The organism is Pseudomonas sp. AC136 (genome assembly GCF_979258585.1).
Genome location: NZ_OZ409865.1, coordinates 1,110,767 through 1,127,019, shown reverse-complemented (window position 1 = coordinate 1,127,019; position 16,253 = coordinate 1,110,767). Strand labels below are relative to the sequence as shown.

At 60.2% G+C, this 16,253-nt stretch carries 16 protein-coding genes and 4 tRNA genes; 13 read left to right on the top strand and 7 right to left on the bottom strand.

Translation table 11 applies throughout. The features are described 5' to 3' along the window. Positions 1–48 precede the first annotated feature (48 nt). A complete protein-coding gene (locus tag ACZZZU_RS05070; RefSeq protein WP_122497935.1) occupies positions 49–384 on the top strand; it encodes a ComEA family DNA-binding protein in 336 nt (111 codons plus the stop codon). Between the two features lie 103 nt (positions 385–487). On the opposite strand, the gene htpX is transcribed toward ACZZZU_RS05070, so the two are convergent. The 3 genes from htpX to ACZZZU_RS05055 form a co-directional block, all read right to left on the bottom strand. Further along, positions 488–1,360 (bottom strand): protease HtpX, encoded by an 873-nt coding sequence (gene htpX, locus ACZZZU_RS05065; RefSeq protein WP_122497937.1) that lies wholly within the window; start codon positions 1,358–1,360, stop codon positions 488–490. A gap of 89 nt (positions 1,361–1,449) precedes the next feature. Further along, entirely contained in the window at positions 1,450–1,902 is a 453-nt protein-coding gene (locus ACZZZU_RS05060) for a hypothetical protein (protein WP_122497939.1), read from the bottom strand. A 6-nt stretch (positions 1,903–1,908) separates the two neighbouring features. After that, a complete protein-coding gene (locus ACZZZU_RS05055; RefSeq protein ID WP_122497941.1) occupies positions 1,909–3,120 on the bottom strand; it encodes a pyridoxal phosphate-dependent aminotransferase in 1,212 nt (403 codons plus the stop codon). A gap of 183 nt (positions 3,121–3,303) precedes the next feature. Here ACZZZU_RS05055 and msrB point away from each other — a divergent pair, with 183 nt between their 5' ends. The 3 genes from msrB (at position 3,304) to ACZZZU_RS05040 (ending at position 4,856) form a co-directional block, all read left to right on the top strand. Then, positions 3,304–3,696: a peptide-methionine (R)-S-oxide reductase MsrB gene (gene msrB, locus ACZZZU_RS05050; RefSeq protein WP_122453283.1), complete on the top strand. Its 393-nt coding sequence runs from the start codon at positions 3,304–3,306 to the stop codon at positions 3,694–3,696. Positions 3,697–3,868: 172 nt separating this feature from the next. Next, complete coding sequence (locus ACZZZU_RS05045) at positions 3,869–4,354, top strand: glutathione peroxidase (RefSeq protein ID WP_122497943.1); 486 nt, start codon at positions 3,869–3,871, stop codon at positions 4,352–4,354. Between the two features lie 10 nt (positions 4,355–4,364). After that, complete coding sequence (locus ACZZZU_RS05040; protein WP_463549946.1) at positions 4,365–4,856, top strand: MarR family winged helix-turn-helix transcriptional regulator; 492 nt, start codon at positions 4,365–4,367, stop codon at positions 4,854–4,856. Here ACZZZU_RS05040 and ACZZZU_RS05035 read toward each other — a convergent pair. Further along, a complete protein-coding gene (locus tag ACZZZU_RS05035) occupies positions 4,840–7,164 on the bottom strand; it encodes a hybrid sensor histidine kinase/response regulator (RefSeq protein ID WP_463549945.1) in 2,325 nt (774 codons plus the stop codon). The genes ACZZZU_RS05040 and ACZZZU_RS05035 overlap by 17 nt on opposite strands. Positions 7,165–7,271: 107 nt before the next feature. Here ACZZZU_RS05035 and ACZZZU_RS05030 point away from each other — a divergent pair, with 107 nt between their 5' ends. After that, on the top strand, positions 7,272–8,162 hold the full coding sequence (locus ACZZZU_RS05030) for an ATP-binding protein (RefSeq protein WP_122497949.1): 891 nt from the start codon (positions 7,272–7,274) through the stop codon (positions 8,160–8,162). Beyond that, positions 8,159–8,641 carry a GAF domain-containing protein gene (locus tag ACZZZU_RS05025; protein WP_122497951.1) on the top strand — a complete coding sequence of 161 codons (483 nt, stop codon included), beginning with the start codon at positions 8,159–8,161 and terminating at the stop codon, positions 8,639–8,641. The genes ACZZZU_RS05030 and ACZZZU_RS05025 overlap by 4 nt, the downstream gene beginning before the upstream one ends. A 152-nt stretch (positions 8,642–8,793) precedes the next feature. Here the strand turns inward: ACZZZU_RS05025 and ACZZZU_RS05020 are convergent, their stop codons facing one another. Further along, positions 8,794–9,561, bottom strand: a complete 768-nt coding sequence (locus ACZZZU_RS05020) for a hypothetical protein (RefSeq protein ID WP_122497953.1) — start codon at positions 9,559–9,561, stop codon at positions 8,794–8,796. A gap of 223 nt (positions 9,562–9,784) precedes the next feature. Between ACZZZU_RS05020 and ACZZZU_RS05015 the strand changes: the two genes are divergently transcribed. The 4 genes from ACZZZU_RS05015 (at position 9,785) to ACZZZU_RS05000 (ending at position 10,185) form a co-directional block, all read left to right on the top strand. Continuing rightward, positions 9,785–9,860, top strand: a tRNA-Glu gene (locus ACZZZU_RS05015). A 31-nt stretch (positions 9,861–9,891) separates the two neighbouring features. Further along, a tRNA-Gly gene (locus ACZZZU_RS05010) sits at positions 9,892–9,967 on the top strand. Positions 9,968–10,014: 47 nt separating this feature from the next. Next, a tRNA-Glu gene (locus ACZZZU_RS05005) sits at positions 10,015–10,090 on the top strand. 19 nt (positions 10,091–10,109) lie between these two features. Then, positions 10,110–10,185: transfer RNA gene (locus tag ACZZZU_RS05000), tRNA-Gly, on the top strand. A gap of 181 nt (positions 10,186–10,366) precedes the next feature. On the opposite strand, the gene ACZZZU_RS04995 is transcribed toward ACZZZU_RS05000, so the two are convergent. After that, positions 10,367–10,777 (bottom strand): PA2817 family protein, encoded by a 411-nt coding sequence (locus ACZZZU_RS04995; protein WP_122453276.1) that lies wholly within the window; start codon positions 10,775–10,777, stop codon positions 10,367–10,369. Between the two features lie 81 nt (positions 10,778–10,858). Further along, positions 10,859–13,306: an acyl-CoA dehydrogenase gene (locus tag ACZZZU_RS04990; RefSeq protein WP_463549944.1), complete on the bottom strand. Its 2,448-nt coding sequence runs from the start codon at positions 13,304–13,306 to the stop codon at positions 10,859–10,861. A gap of 411 nt (positions 13,307–13,717) precedes the next feature. Between ACZZZU_RS04990 and ACZZZU_RS04985 the strand changes: the two genes are divergently transcribed. The 3 genes from ACZZZU_RS04985 (at position 13,718) to ACZZZU_RS04975 (ending at position 16,198) form a co-directional block, all read left to right on the top strand. Next, positions 13,718–14,338: a glutathione S-transferase family protein gene (locus ACZZZU_RS04985; protein WP_463549943.1), complete on the top strand. Its 621-nt coding sequence runs from the start codon at positions 13,718–13,720 to the stop codon at positions 14,336–14,338. Positions 14,339–14,474: 136 nt separating this feature from the next. After that, entirely contained in the window at positions 14,475–15,407 is a 933-nt protein-coding gene (locus tag ACZZZU_RS04980; protein ID WP_463549942.1) for an ATP-binding cassette domain-containing protein, read from the top strand. An 11-nt stretch (positions 15,408–15,418) separates the two neighbouring features. Continuing rightward, positions 15,419–16,198, top strand: coding sequence for an ABC transporter permease (locus ACZZZU_RS04975; protein ID WP_463552105.1), 780 nt, complete (start codon positions 15,419–15,421; stop codon positions 16,196–16,198). Positions 16,199–16,253 lie beyond the last annotated feature (55 nt).

Genomic DNA, 16,253 nt, shown 5'->3' with positions numbered 1-16,253 from the left:
ACCGCAGGGCGTATCGCGCCCTGCGTTACCCACTTAAGGAGCTTGATTATGCGTATCGGATACGTCTCTTCTCTGCTGTTTGCCACCCTCACGTTGTTCTCTGCCGGCACCTTTGCCGCTGAGCCAGTCAAAACCGAGCCCACCCAACCTGTTGCTTCTCAGCCGCTCAAAGCGCCTGAGGCGGGAACCGTCAACCTGAATACGGCCGACGCGGAAACGTTGCAGCAAGACCTCATCGGTATTGGTCAGGTCAAGGCGAAAGCGATCATCGACTATCGCGACGCCAACGGACCGTTTACGTCGGTAGACGAGTTGCTGGAAGTGAAGGGAATTGGCGCAGCAACCCTGGAGAAGAATCGCGCGAAGTTGAGCGTCGCCAACTAAGCGTTAAGCGGGAAATAAAAGAAGGCCGATCTCAGATCGGCCTTCTTTGTTTTCGGAGATAAAAAAGGGCGGCTTATAGCCGCCCTTTTTTGCGCCGTGGCGATTAACCGCGAGCTTGCAAGGCCGCGATGCGATCTTCCAGCGGCGGGTGGGTCATGAACAGGGCTTTCAGGCCGCCTTTCACGCCACCGTTGATACCGAACGCGGTCAGGGTCTCAGACATGTGCACCGGCACGCCCTGTTCGGAGCGCAGACGCTGCAGGGCGCCGATCATCGCGCTGGTGCCGGCCAAGCGAGCACCGGCTTCGTCGGCGCGAAATTCCCGGCGACGCGAGAACCACATAACGATGACGCTGGCCAGAATGCCCAAGACCATTTCGGCGAAGAACGTGGCGATATAAAAACCGATGCCGTTGCCTTCTTCGTTCTTGAGCAGAACCTTGTCGACGAAGTTGCCGAAGATCCGCGCGAAGAACATGACGAAGGTGTTCACCACGCCCTGAATCAGTGCCAGGGTCACCATGTCGCCGTTGGCAACGTGGCCAATTTCGTGGGCCAGTACGGCTTTCACTTCATCTGGCGAGAAACGCTCCAGCAGGCCCTGGCTAACGGCGACCAAAGCGTCGTTGCGGTTCCAGCCGGTGGCGAAGGCGTTGGATTCGTACGCCGGGAAAATGCCCACTTCCGGCATTTTGATACCGGCGTTGCGCGACAGCTCTTCCACGGTTTGCAGCAGCCACTGTTCGTGACGGGTGCGCGGTTGGCTGATGATTTGAGTGCCGGTGCTCATCTTCGCCATCCATTTGGACAGGAACAACGAGACCAGGGAACCGGCAAAACCGAACACGGCGCAGAAGACCAGCAGGCTGGTGTAATTCTGGCCAGTGAAGCGGTCCACCCCGAGCAGTTTGAGGGTGATGCTGGCGATTAACAGAACCGCCAGGTTGGTGGCCATGAACAACAGAATGCGCATCATGGTGTAAGGCTTCTCCTTTGAGCTAAGACGTTCGACTAGTGCGGGGTATATAAGGGCGGCCCCCCGCGCTATACAACTCGGCGACTATTTCAAACTGTGTCGTTTGCGCCGGTCAGCGTGCTGGTAAACAGCAGGCGGGTGAGGCGTGCAATGCGCTCGCTGTGCTGCTGTTGCAACGCCTCTCGCAGTTGGTGGGCGAGGGTGGAGTGCACGCGGCGAACACTGGGTGGCAAAGCATCGCCATCGGCCACGGCATGGGGAACGCCGCGTGACAGTCGCAGGAAACCTTTTTCGCTCAGCACCGCCTGGTCGAGCGCGTCGTAATGAATGGTCGACTCGTAGCGCAAATAGCCTTCATCAGCCAGCCACAGCAGGGCGCCGAGGCACGCTTGATGACGCTTGCTGGGCAGGCCGAATTCGTCCGCTTCTTCGCGGCCGATCAGGTCTTCGACGTACAGGCCCACCTTGCGCGGGAAGGCCTGGTACAGCAGCAGGAGGCCTGCTGCGGCATCTTTATAAAAGTCGTCGATTTGCAGGTCCATGGCGGCTTATTGGCTGTAGGTTTTGAGGAAGTTTCCAATGCGCCCGATGGCCTGGTCGAGGTCGTCAAGACGGGGCAGGGTGACCACGCGGAAGTGGTCTGGCCATGGCCAGTTAAAGGCGGTGCCTTGTACCACCAGCAGCTTTTCCGAGAGCAACAAGTCGAGTACGAACTTCTCGTCGTTGTGGATCGGGCAGACTTTCGGATCGATTTTCGGGAAGGCATACAGCGCGCCCATCGGCTTCACGCAGCTGACGCCGGGGATGCTGTTGAGCAGTTCCCAGGTGCGATTGCGTTGCTCCAACAGCCGACCTTGCGGCAACACCAAGTCATTAATGCTTTGGTAGCCGCCCAGCGCGGTTTGGATCGCGTGTTGGCTCGGCACGTTGGCGCACAGGCGCATGTTGGCGAGGATGTCGATGCCTTCGATGTAGCTTTGGGCTTTTTGCTTTGGCCCGGAAATGGCCACCCAACCGGAGCGGAAGCCGGCGACGCGGTACGACTTCGACAGGCCATTAAAGGTCAGGCACAGCACGTCCGGCGCGAGCGAGGCGGTGGAGATGTGCACGGCCTCGTCGTAGAGAATCTTGTCGTAGATTTCATCGGAGAACAGCACCAGGTTGTGCTGGCGAGCCAGCTCGACCATGCCTTCGAGCACTTCTTTGGAGTACACGGCGCCGGTGGGGTTGTTCGGGTTGATGATGACCATGGCCTTGGTGTTCGGCGTGATCTTGGCCTTGATGTCGTCCAGGTCTGGCCACCAGTTGGCCTGCTCGTCGCACAGGTAGTGCACCGGATTGCCACCGGCCAGGCTCACGGCGGCGGTCCACAGCGGGTAGTCGGGCGCGGGAATCAGCACTTCATCGCCGTTGTTGAGCAAGGCTTGCATCGACATCACGATCAGCTCGGACACGCCGTTGCCGAGGTAGATATCTTCGATGCCAACGCCTTCAACTTGCTTCTGCTGGTAGTACTGCATCACTGCTTTGCGGGCGCTGAACAGGCCTTTGGAGTCGCTGTAGCCTTGGGCGGTGGGCAGGTTGCGGATGACGTCCTGAAGAATTTCTTCCGGTGCTTCAAAACCGAACGGCGCCGGGTTGCCGATGTTCAGCTTGAGGATGCGATGGCCTTCCTCTTCCAGGCGTTTGGCGTGCTTGAGCACGGGCCCGCGAATGTCATAGCAGACGTTGGCGAGCTTGTTCGATTTGCTGACCTGCATGTGAGCGTCCTGAGTAAAGCGCTGACCCGAGACTGGGCAACGTGGCTTGGCAGCCTGTAACGCGGATGACAGACTGGCGTCTAAACACCTGTCTGCCGGACCTTGAAGTGCGGCAATCATACGTGTGGCCCGAACCTGGGAAAAGGTACAGGCCGGGCTTTTTTCAGCCAATGAGGTGACCCCATGGACAAGCTTGAAAAACCGCTGGACGCCTGGCGCGAGGAGCTCTCGGACGAGCAGTTCCACGTTTGCCGCATGGGCGGTACCGAGCGTGCCTTCACCGGCAAATACCACGACGATAAAACCCCTGGCGTCTATCACTGCGCGTGCTGCGGCGCGGCGTTGTTCGACTCCGAAGCGAAGTTCGATTCCGGCACCGGCTGGCCGAGCTATTACCAGCCAGCATCGAACGCGGCGATCGCCAGCAAGGATGACTTCAGCCACGGCATGCACCGTATTGAAGTGACCTGCGCCAAGTGCGACGCGCACCTTGGGCATCTGTTTCCTGATGGTCCGCCACCTACCGGGATGCGCTATTGCATCAACTCGGCTTCGTTGAAGTTGGAGCCGAGGTAGGGCGCTGATTTGTAGGAGCGGCTGGGCGGCATTCCGAAGCCGCGGTGCGTCGAAGAGCATCGCGGCTAAAGCCGCTCCTACAGGGCCGAGAGTTGTGTTTATTTAAATTGCACACAATTCAATTGTTAACTATCTTGTCGCTCGACCTATCCCTTTCGCGGAGCCCGCACCCATGAGCGACACCCTGTTCAGCATTCCCGCTACCACCATCAAAGGTGAGCAGAAAACCCTGGCCGACTTCGGCGGCAAGGCTGTTCTGGTGGTGAACACCGCCAGCAAATGCGGCTTCACTCCGCAATACAAAGGTCTGGAAGAGCTGTGGCAGACCTATAAGGATCAAGGCCTGGTGATTCTCGGTTTCCCCTGCAACCAGTTCGGCAAGCAAGAGCCGGGCAACGAAGGTGCCATCTCCGAGTTCTGCGAGCTGAACTTCGGCGTGAGCTTTCCCCTGTTCAAGAAGATCGACGTCAATGGCGCCGACGCCCATCCGTTGTTCGTGCAACTGAAAAAGCGCGCACCAGGTCTGCTCGGCAGCCAGGGCGTTAAGTGGAATTTCACCAAGTTTCTGATTGGCAAAGACGGCCAAGTGGTGAAGCGTTTTGCTCCGCTGACCAAGCCCGAAGAGCTGACCAGCGAGATCGAAGCGCTGCTCAAGTGAGCCTGGGTCGATGAGCCAACACGATGTTCTTCCAACGGCACCGCAGCTGGACGCCGCCACCGCGCTGCAGCTCGACAAGCAGCTGTGCTTCAAGCTGTACGCCGCCTCGCGCGCGGTGATTCGCGGCTACAAGCCGATGCTTGACCAGCTCGGGCTCACCTACCCGCAATACCTGGCCATGCTGGTGTTGTGGGAATGGCAGCAAACCCCGCCTGAGCAGCCGACGGTGAAGGCGCTCGGCGAGCGATTGCTGCTGGATTCCGGCACGCTCACGCCGTTACTCAAACGCCTGGAGCAGTTGGGCTTGGTGGTCCGGCAGCGCAGCGCTCGGGACGAACGCGAAGTGCATTTGGCCCTTACGGCTGAAGGCTTGGCGTTGAAGGCGCAGGTGCTGCCGCTCAAGCAGCGATTGCTGTGCGAAAGCGGGCTGGACCTAAATGAACTCGATGGCCTGCGCGAGCAGTTGGGCGGCTTGCTGGATCGTTTTATGACAGCGCCGTAGCGGGCAGCCATTGGTTGAGCAGGGCGAGCAATTCATCACGGCGGAACGGCTTGGCCAAGTAGTCGTTCATGCCGGCGGCCCTGCAGCGCTCGCGCTCGTCGGGCAGGGCGTTAGCTGTCAGCGCAATAATCGGCAAGTCGCTCCAGCGGGGCTGCTGGCGGATGCGCCGAGTGGCTTCATAGCCATCCATCACCGGCATGTTGCAGTCCATCAGCACCAGGTCGATGGCCTCGCGTTCCAATACCTCAAGCGCCTCCACACCATTGATAGCCAACAGCACCTCGCAGCCGGCTTTGCTCAGCATGCCTTTGGCCACCAGTTGGTTCACGGCGTTGTCTTCCACCAGCAGCACACGCTTTTGCTCCAAGGGCATCGGCGCGTTCGCGGGCGCTGGCGTGGAGACGGGCTCGCCGCCCGGTTCAAGAGAACGCTGTAAGGCTTTGTGCAGGGCGGCACGCGACAGCGGGCGCGGCAACTGCAGCACCGGCGCCAAGCTGGTGGCGAGGTCGCTGGGTAGAAAGCTGCCATAGGCGCTGATAAACAGCACCGTGTGGGCGAAGTGCTCGCGCAGGTTGGCCAGTTCTTCTGCGCGGTCGGTAATCACCAGGTCGGCGCTTTGCAGCGGTGGCGCCAAGCAGTCATCCAGGCGCTGATAGCTCAGCCCCCAACCCGGCAGAACCGTTTGCAGCAGCTCGGCCAAACCGGTCTGGGCCCCGCACAGCCCTACGACCCGCCCGCTCAGCGCCGGCAGCAAGGCCGGTGGTGCGGCCGCGGCCAGCGGCAGCTCAACGCAGAATTCGCTGCCCGCGCCCAACACCGATTTCAACGTCAGCTTGCCGTGCATGGCTTCACAGAGTTGGCGGGTAAGCGCCAGCCCCAGCCCAGTGCCGCCGTATTGCCGGGTGATGGTGACGCCGGCCTGGGCGAAGGGTTGGAAAATGCGCGCTTGGGCGTCTTCGGCGATACCGATGCCGCTGTCGGTCACGGTAATGCGGATGCCGGGGTCGGTGAAGGCGATGCGGATGTCGACGCGGCCGTTGTGGGTGAATTTCAGGGCGTTGGAAAGCAGGTTGCTGACAATTTGCCGAACCCGCGTCGGGTCGCCGAGCAGCAGGGCAGGCAGGCGCGGGTCGATCAGGCAGGTCAATTCAACATTGGCGGCGGCGTTTTGCGAGAGCAGGTTGGCGGTGTCTTCCACCAGTGTGGCGAAGTCGAACGGAATCGACTCCAGCTCCAGTTGCCCCGCTTCGAATTTGGACAAATCCAGGATGTCGTTAAGCAACTCCACCAGCACCTTGCCGGAGTTGTGGGCGATGCTCAGTTGTTGCCGTTGTTCGGCGCTCAGCGGGCTGTCCAGCGCCAACCCGAGCATGCCCAGCAGGCCATTGAGCGGCGTGCGGATTTCGTGACTCATGTTGGCCAGAAACGTGGCGCGGGCCAGGGCCATTTGGTTCGCGCGGGCACGGGCGCTTTCCAGTTCCTGGTTGGAGAGGGTCAGGCGGGTATTGCTGGCTTTGAGTTCGTTGGTGCGTGCCGAAATGATGTTTTCCAGCTCGCCCAGGTACTGCGTGAGTTGGTCTTCGGCTTTGCGCCGGTGCTCGACTTCCTCCGACAAACTCGACAGTTGCTGGTTGGTCACGTCGACCAAAATGCCGATTTCATCGTTTTCATGGCCAGACGGGCAGGGCAGCTTCTGCCGGGTTGGCCGGCGCAGGTCGCGGGCGCTGATGGCTTGAATCACGTCGGTGAGCGGCTTGGTCAGCATGAAATAAAACACCACCAGCAAAATCATCGACAGCAGCAGGCTATAGGCGAAGCCGCTCAGCAGCGTGACCAGCGCGCGTCGTAGAAAATTGCTGCCAAAGGCGAAGGTGTCGACTTCAAGGCGCAGCAGGCCGATGGTTTCGGTGGGCGAATGGTTAACGAATAGCGGGTCTTCGAAATGACGGCTCTGGCCGAACAGCCGGTCGCTGAACATCCGATAGGGGCTGTTGATGCGCGAGCGGGTGGCGCTGGCCAGGCTGGTGCCGGTGTCGTCGATGATTTGCGCGTTGATCACAGCGGGTGAGCGCAGCAGGCCGGCGACCAGTTCCTGCGCCAGTTCGGTGTCGATGTTGTAGGCGATGCGCGTCGCCGGGTTATGGCTGATCTCCAACAGCGCGCGTATCTCGCGGTTGATCGAGGCGTCTTCGCTGGCATAATCGCTGCTCACCTGCAGCAGGCTGAGCAAGGTGCCGAGGATCAACGCCACGAGAACCGTCAGGCTGGCCTGTTTGAACGACAGGCGATGGGTGAGCGTTATATCCATAAGGTCGTGAACCAGCCTCGTCTCTGAGCATTGGGCAAGCATAGCTGAATAGATTTGCTGCTTGCCCGGCCCACATTGAGTTTCCCTTCGCAAAAAAGGAGTAAATCGTGGACTCCCGTTTGAATGCCTTTCTGGAGCGTGCCGACGCGGTGTTGGCGCGCCTCGACCCGTTGTTGCCGACCTTGCGTGTTGAGGTGGACTGGTCGCAGACCGTCGCCGCGCGCTGGCATCGCGAAGGCCGTGGCGGCTATTTGCAGCCGCTGGAAGTCAGCCTCGACTTGCGCCTGACCGACCTGATCGGCGTCGACACCCAGCGCGATCACTTAGCCCGCAACACCCGCCAATTCGTCGCCGGCTTGCCCGCTAACCACGCCTTGCTGTGGGGCGCGCGTGGTACCGGTAAATCGTCGCTGGTGCGGGCGCTGTTGGCCGAGCTGGCGGGGCAAGGGCTGCGCTTGATCGAGATCGAGCGTGACTATCTGGCCGACCTGCCGCGCATTGTCGAGCTGATCGCCAAGCTGCCGCAGCGCTTCGTGTTGTTCTGCGATGACCTGTCGTTCGAAGCGGGCGAGGGCGACTACCGCGTACTCAAGAGCGTGCTCGACGGCTCGCTGGAGCGGGCGCCAGAAAACGTGCTGCTGTACGCCACCTCGAACCGCCGGCACTTGGTGCCGGAGAAAGAGAGCGACAACCTCGACAGCAAAATGGTCAACGGCGAACTGCACCCGAGCGAGGCGATTGAAGACAAAATCGCCCTGTCGGATCGCTTCGGTTTGTGGCTGTCGTTCTACCCGTTCACTCAGGAACATTTCCACGACGTGGTGCGCCACTGGATTGGTGTGTTGGCCAAGCAGGCCAACCTCGACTGGGCGTGGAGCGAAGAGCTCGGCGTACTTGCGGCCCGCTACGCCACCAGCCGTGGCAACCGTAACGGCCGTTGTGCCTATCAGTTCGCCCGCAATTGGGTGGGGCTGCAATTATTGGAGAAACAGTCGTGATCGATTTACAAAGCACCGGCGCTGGCCTGGAAGGCTACGGCCTGTTGACGGCGCAGCTGGAAGCACTGCTGGCGGATGAGCGCGACTTTGTCGCCAATGCCGCGCAATTTTCCGCGTTTCTTTATACCCAGCTGGACGACCTGAACTGGGCCGGCTTCTACCTGAATAAACAGGAACAGCTGGTGCTCGGGCCGTTCCAGGGCCAGGTGGCTTGCGTGCGCATTCCATTCGGCAAAGGCGTATGCGGCGCGGCGGCGGCCAGCCTGCAAACCCAGCGGGTGGAAGATGTGCACGCGTTTCCTGGGCATATCGCCTGCGACAGTGCGTCGAACAGTGAGCTGGTGGTGCCGTTGGTAAAAGAAGGGCGCTTGATCGGCGTGCTGGATCTGGACAGCCCGAAGCTGGCGCGCTTCAGTGAGGCGGATCAGCGTGGGATTGAAGCGTTGGCCGCGATATTTTTGCGGTTGACTGAGTGTTGAGCTGACGATGTGTTGGGCTTCGCTACGCTCAACCCAACCTACGGAGAAGTGATGTTCGCGTAGGTTGGGTTGAGCGCAGCGAAGCCCAACGCGATTAACGCCCAACAAAAAGCCCGGCATCGAGCCGGGCTTTTTGTTGGCGCTGAGAACACTCAGTCGTACATGTTCTTTTTCTTCCAGTCTTCGTCGCCCATCGAGCTGATGCCCTCGTTGAGCTCGTTTGTTTCGTCGGCCGCCGGCTTGTTGCTTTCCAGGACCATGGCATTGGCCCGTGCCAGTTGTTTTTCCAGTGTGCTGAGCGGTGCTTGATAACGCTTGGCGTCGGGCTGTTTTCGGATGTACTGCACGCCGCGTTCGAAGGCCAGTCGCGCATGGCCGGGTTGCCCTTGCTGCATCGCGCTCTGACCGGCGGTGGTAAACAGCTCGATATGCACCTGCACCAGAATGTGCCGAACTTCTTCCAGCCAGGTTTTCGCTTCGGCGGTGGGCAGCAGTTTGTCTTGCGCGGCGCGGGTGATCTGGCCGTGGAGAATCTCCAGCACCACGCGAACGTCTTTGGCTTTAGCTTCGTTGACGATCGGCTGCGGCGGGTTACGCACTACCAATGCATCGCCCTGGCCGATGAGGCCGCGTAGCTCTTCAATGCGGTCTTTAACGGCGGTCTGGCTCTTGTCGACGGCCAGCAAGCGTTCGGCAAATTGCAGCATCAACCGATTGAGCAGCTGCTTGAGGGCAGGGGACATGAACTGGCCGGGAAGGGAGTCGGAAACATCTGCACAACGGCGCAGACGGTCGCCCAAGTCGGCCTTTTGGCGGGCCTTCTCCAGTTTGCTGTTCTCTACCGTATGGTTGATGTAACCGATCACGAACAGAATCGCGATGCCCGCTACGATCAGTAGAGTGATTACGAGTGGGGACACCTTTAGAACCTCTCGACTGCTGGAGTTTCGGCCGAGTGTAGTGCCTATGTGCTATTGCGGATAGGCACCGACCAGCTTCTACACAGAAGTCATTGATTTAAATTAATTTTCACTCAAGTGTTGACGACCCTCAAAAGGCTCCCTAGAATTCGCGCCACTTCGCAGCGTAAGGCAATACGCAAGCGCAGCGAAGGTTGGAAAATGTGCGTCATGCACAACCTGTGTCCCCTTCGTCTAGTGGCCTAGGACACCGCCCTTTCACGGCGGTAACAGGGGTTCGAGTCCCCTAGGGGACGCCATTTTCCAGGCGGTAAAGACCAAGTTGTAGACGCGGGAATAGCTCAGTTGGTAGAGCACGACCTTGCCAAGGTCGGGGTCGCGAGTTCGAGTCTCGTTTCCCGCTCCAAATTTAGACGGCAGTGCTGTTAGGCGTTGCTGGTAAAAAAGGTTGATGTCCCCTTCGTCTAGTGGCCTAGGACACCGCCCTTTCACGGCGGTAACAGGGGTTCGAGTCCCCTAGGGGACGCCATTCAAGCTGTAGATGTATTGCGGGAATAGCTCAGTTGGTAGAGCACGACCTTGCCAAGGTCGGGGTCGCGAGTTCGAGTCTCGTTTCCCGCTCCAAATAAACAAAAACGCCGCTCATTGAGCGGCGTTTTTGTTTGTGCGCGATTTGTGGCCAAAGCCCAATCGGTTTCCTGTGGGAGCGGCTTTAGCCGCGATTGGCCGGGCCTGAAAACGGTGCCGCCCGGGCGATCGCATCGCGGCTAAAGCCGCTCCTACAGGTGTCGTAGAGGCATTTGCTTTAGTGCGTGCTGCCTTCACGCGGAATGGCCAAAAATTGCTTTTCACGCTCCCAGTCAAACGGCTCGTCGTTCTGTTCCGCTTCGTAGCGACGCTCATCGAGCGCCTGGAACAGGGTGATTTCTTCGTCCGGCATAAAGTGCAGGCAGTCGCCGCCGAAGAACCACAGCAAGTCGCGCGGCACCAGGTGGGCGATTTGCGGGTAGCGGTGGATGACCTGGCACATCAAATCCTGGCCCAGGTACAGGCTTTGCTCAGGCTCCTGCGGCAACAGGGTGAGCAATTCGTCGAAGCGTTCCAGAAACAGCGCGTGGCTTTCTTCCGGAACCTGTTCGGCTTCGCCCAGCGCAACCAGAATGCCGCGCAGGTGGGTCAGCAGCGCCAGGTGATGGTCGAGATAGGGGCTGGACATGGGCGATTCCTCAGCAACAAAAACGGGCGCGAAGTATAGAGGCCTTCGCGCCCGTTGTCGTGTTGCCGCCTGGGGTGGGCGTTAGCGGATCTTGCCTTCGCCCAGGGTCAGTTCTTCTTTGGCGTAATCGTCCACGTCGATCACGCGACGCCGTGCCGCTTCCGCGTCACGCAGGTTCTGCGCTTCCTCGGCTTGCAGCACGCCGGCCGCCAGTGCCGCATCAATCAAGCTTTCGCCTGGCTGCGGCGTGAGACGACCTTCTTTCACCGCCACATGCAGCTTTTTATGCAGCCCATGGCTGGCGCCCAGCAGGTTCACCGCATGTTGCAGCGCGCCCACGGCGTCGGTCGGGTCGGTTGGGCGGAAGCAGCCGGCCAGCACCGCTTCCAGTGCCGGGTCGCCGGCGGGGCGGGTGAGAATGCCAGCAATCTCGGCATCCAGCGCATCCGATGGGCCCTTGTGGCGACGGCCAAACGGAAACACCAGCAAGCTCAGCGCGCAGCCAAAGAAGCGGTTGGGGAAGTTTTCCAGCAAGTCGGCCAGCGCCTGCTCGGCGTTGCCCAGGCTTTCTTCCATCGCCCAGCTTACCGACGCACGCAAGTGCTCCGGGTAATCGAGGTCGTGGTAACGCTTGAGCGCTGCCGAGGCCAGGTACAGGTTGCTGAGCACATCGCCCAGGCGCGCCGACAAGCGTTCACGGCGTTTCAGCTCGCCGCCGAGCAGCATCATGCTGAAGTCCGCAAGCATGGCGAAGCCGGCGGCCAGGCGGTTAAGCGCACGGAAGTAGGGCTGGCTGAAGCTGTCGCCCGGCACGCGGCCGATTTTGCCGAAGGTCAGACTCAGAATCAGGCTGCTGGCGGCGTTGCTGATGGCGAAACCAATGTGCTGCATCAGCAGTTCATCGAATTCCACCAGCGCACGGTCGCGGTCTTCGCGGCCGGCCAGGGCCATTTCCTTGAGCACGTACGGATGGCAGCGAATAGCGCCCTGGCCGAAGATCATCAGGTTGCGCGAGAGAATGTTCGCCCCTTCCACGGTGATGAAAATCGGTGCGCCTTGCCACGAACGGCCCAAGTAGTTGTTAGGGCCCATGATGATGCCCTTGCCGCCGTGCACGTCCATCGCGTGGCTGATGCACTCGCGACCGCGCTCGGTGAGGTGGTACTTGAGAATCGCCGAGAGCACCGAAGGTTTTTCGCCCAGGTCGACCGCGTTGGCAGTCAGGATACGCGCGGCGTCCATCATCCAGGCGTTACCGCCGATGCGCGCCAGTGCTTCCTGAATACCTTCGAAGGCCGCCAGCGGCACGTTGAACTGCTCGCGCACCTGGGTGTACTGGCCGGTGACCAGACTGGTGTATTTGGCCGCACCGGTGCCCACCGCGGGCAACGAAATCGAACGGCCTACCGACAGGCAGTTCATCAGCATCATCCAGCCTTTGCCCAGCATCGGCTGGCCGCCGATGAGGTAGTCCAGCGGCACGAAAACGTCTTTACCCGAGTTGGGACCGTTCATAAACGCGGCGCCCAGCGGCAAGTGGCGACGGCCGATTTCCACCCCGGGGGTGTCGGTCGGAATCAGCGCCAGGCTGATGCCCAGGTCTTCTTCGTCGCCGAGCAAGTGGTCCGGGTCGTAGGCCTTGAACGCCAGACCGAGCAGCGTCGCTACCGGGCCGAGGGTGATATAGCGTTTTTCCCACGTCAGGCGCAGGCCAATCACTTCTTCGCCGTTCCACTGGCCTTTGCAGATGATGCCGACGTCAGGCATGGCCCCGGCATCGGAACCGGCCAGCGGGCCGGTGAGGGCGAAGCATGGAATGTCGTCGCCACGGGCCAGGCGTGGCAGGTAGTGCTGGCGCTGTTCGTCAGTGCCGTAGTGCAGCAGCAATTCCGCCGGGCCGAGCGAGTTAGGCACCATCACGGTGGAGGCCAGGTCGCCGCTGCGGGTCGCCAGTTTCATCGCCACTTGCGAGTGGGCGTAGGCCGAGAAGCCTTTGCCGCCGTACTCCTTGGGAATGATCAACGCAAAGAAGCCGTGCTCTTTAATGTGCTGCCAGGCCGCTTCGGGCAAATCCATGTGCTGGCCGATGTCCCAGTCAGTGACCATCGCGCACAGTTCTTCGGTGGGGCCGTCGAGAAACGCTTGTTCTTCGTCAGTGAGCGTTGCCTTCGGGTAGGCGAGCAGGGTGTTCCAATCCGGGCGGCCGCTGAACAGCTCGCCGTCCCACCAGACGGTGCCGGCTTCGATGGCGTCTTTCTCGGTTTCCGACATCGGCGGCAAGGTTTTCTGGAACCAGGCGAACAGCGGCGCGGTGAACAGCTTGCGGCGCAGTTCCGGCAGTACCAGCGGCACGGTGATGGCGATTAGCACCAGCCAGAGAATGGCCATCAGCCAGGTCGGTGCATGGCTGTAAATGCCCATGAGCACCAGGTAGACGGCGACGATGCCAATGGCAGGCAACGGCGAAAGGCGACGGTGGGCCAGAAAGGCCACGCCCAGCACCAGAACAACTAACCAGACAGCAAGCATGCAACGTCCTCCTTGGAACGGACCGGCTGAATGCCGACCGTGTCGAGCTTAGTAGGTGTGGCGAGAGAGGGACTGGCGAGAAGGGCGCCAAGCCAGGCTTGGCGTCATCGAATTGAACTCGGCACCCCCAGGAAACCCAGGTGAGTGAACACCTTGCCCCGGCCGCTTCAGTGATAGTGACCACCCTCGCGTTGTTCAGTTCGCACTGGATAACGGCCGCGCACGCCGCGGCTGGCGTGACTGCGCAGTCAGTCTTTACTGCTGCTAAGCGGGTGCAGGCGATGCGCTGGGGCAAAACCCCGGAACCATGAAGCGCCTCGATAGCTAACATCAATTTCCAAGTCTGTTTTCTTTGGCTCAGGCAGGTAGGATGCCTGAGCCAAAAAAAGCGAAATAGAAGGTAACAAACCGATGCTGACGATCTGGGGACGCAAGAATTCCGGCAACGTGCGCAAAGCGTTGTGGGCCGCCGAAGAAGTAGGGGTGCCCTACGAACGACGCGATGCAGGTGGCGCTTTCGGGGTGGTGAACGAACCGCACTACCGCGCCATGAACCCCAATGGTTTGGTGCCGGTAATTGAAGACGGCGACCTAGTACTGTGGGAATCCAACGCCATCGTTCGTTACCTCGCAGCCCAGTATGGCGACGGTGTGTTGTATCCACAGAACCCCGCCCAGCGCGCTGTTGGCGACAAGTGGATGGACTGGTCCACCTCGGTGTTTGCCGGCGCGTTCCGCGATTTGTTCTGGGGCACCGTGCGTACCCCGCCCGAACAGCGCGACGAAGCGCGTATCGCTGCCGCCTTGCAGCGCTGCGGTGAGCTGCTGGCCATGCCCAATGAGGCCTTGGCCAGCCAGCCGTATTTGTCCGGTGAGCAGTTCGGCATAGGCGACATCCCGCTCGGCGCCGGCATTTACGCCTGGTTTGAAATGCCCATCCAGCGCCCCGACCTGCCTCATTTGCAGGCCTGGTACGAACGCCTGAAACAGCGGCCCGCGTACCAGACAGCGGTGATGACGGCGCTAACCTGACCGATAAAAAAACAACCTGGGAAGCGGTTTAGCGGTCCACTGCCCGTGGCGCTAAACTGCGCGGCCCGCCGTAACGCCTGAGAACACGGCGGCCGCGTCTCCCGCTCCAATTTTCTTATTTAAGTGTGTATTTCCTATGAGTTCTGCCCTGTCTATCCGTGGCCTGACCAAGACGTACGGCAACGGCTTTCAAGCGCTGCACGGCATCGATCTGGATGTAGCCGAAGGCGACTTCTTCGCCTTGCTCGGCCCCAACGGTGCCGGTAAATCGACCACCATCGGCATTCTTTCCACGCTGGTGACCAAATCCAGCGGCACGGTCAACGTGTTCGGCCATGACCTTGACCGCGAGCCCTCGCAGCTCAAGCGTTGCCTGGGCGTGGTGCCGCAGGAATTCAATTTCAACCAGTTTGAAAAGGTCTTCGACATTGTCGTGACCCAGGCCGGTTACTACGGCATTCCCCAGCGCATCGCCAAAGAGCGCGCCGAGCAGTACCTCACCCAACTCGGCCTGTGGGACAAACGCAACTCGGCGTCGCGTGAATTATCCGGCGGCATGAAGCGCCGGCTGATGATCGCCCGCGCGCTGATTCACCAACCGCGCTTGCTGATTCTCGATGAGCCCACCGCTGGCGTGGACATCGAACTGCGCCGCTCCATGTGGACCTTCCTCACCGAGCTGAACGAGCAGGGCATCAGCATCATTCTCACCACTCACTACCTCGAAGAAGCCGAGCAGTTGTGCCGCAACATCGGCATCATCGACCACGGCCGCATCGTCGAAAACACCAGCATGCGCAGCCTGCTGAAAAAGCTGCACGTGGAAACCTTCCTGCTTGACCTGAAAGACTCGCTCACCGTGCTGCCCAACTTGCCCGGCTACCCCGCGCAGTTGATCGACGACCACACGCTGGCTGTGCAAGTGGAAAAAAGCCTGGGCATTAGCGAGCTGTTCCGCCAACTTGGCGAACAGCACATTCAGGTGCTGAGCATGCGCAACAAAACCAATCGCCTGGAGGAGCTGTTCGTGTCCTTGGTGGAAAAAAACCTGGCGAAGGTGGCGGTATGAAACACGACTATCTGAACAACGAACTGCAAGCCAACTGGGTTGCCCTCAACACCATCGTCTACCGCGAAGTGCGCCGCTTTATGCGGATTTGGCCGCAAACGTTGCTGCCGCCAGCGATCACCATGGTTTTGTACTTCGTCATCTTCGGCAACCTGATCGGCCGTCAGATTGGCGACATGGGCGGCTTCACCTATATGCAGTACATCGTGCCCGGCCTGATCATGATGTCGGTGATCACCAACGCCTACGGCAACGTGGTGTCGAGCTTCTTCGGCAGCAAATTCCAGCGCTCGGTAGAAGAGCTGATGGTGGCGCCGGTGTCACCGCACACCATCCTTATCGGCTACGTCATCGGAGGCGTGCTGCGCGGTCTGGCAGTGGGCGTGATCGTCACGATCCTGTCGCTGTTCTTCACCAAGCTGCAAGTTCACCACCTGGGCATTACCGTGCTGGTGGTGCTGCTGACCGCCACGGTGTTTTCGCTGTGCGGGTTTATCAACGCCGTGTTTGCGCGCAACTTTGACGACATCTCGATTATTCCGACCTTCGTGCTGACGCCGCTGACGTACCTGGGCGGGGTGTTTTACTCCATCAGCCTGCTGCCGCCGTTCTGGCAAACCGTGTCGCTGGCCAACCCGGTGCTGCACATGGTTAACGCCTTCCGTTACGGAATCTTGGGCGTGTCGGATATTCGCATCAGCATTGCCATCGGCTTTATGGTCGTAGCGACCACGGTGCTTTACATCGCCTGTGTGCAGTTGCTGAAGAGTGGGCGAGGCATGCGCCAGTAATCGCCTGTCTACCCCAACGTACGTCCCAAGACGCGGCAATTTGTATACAATTGCC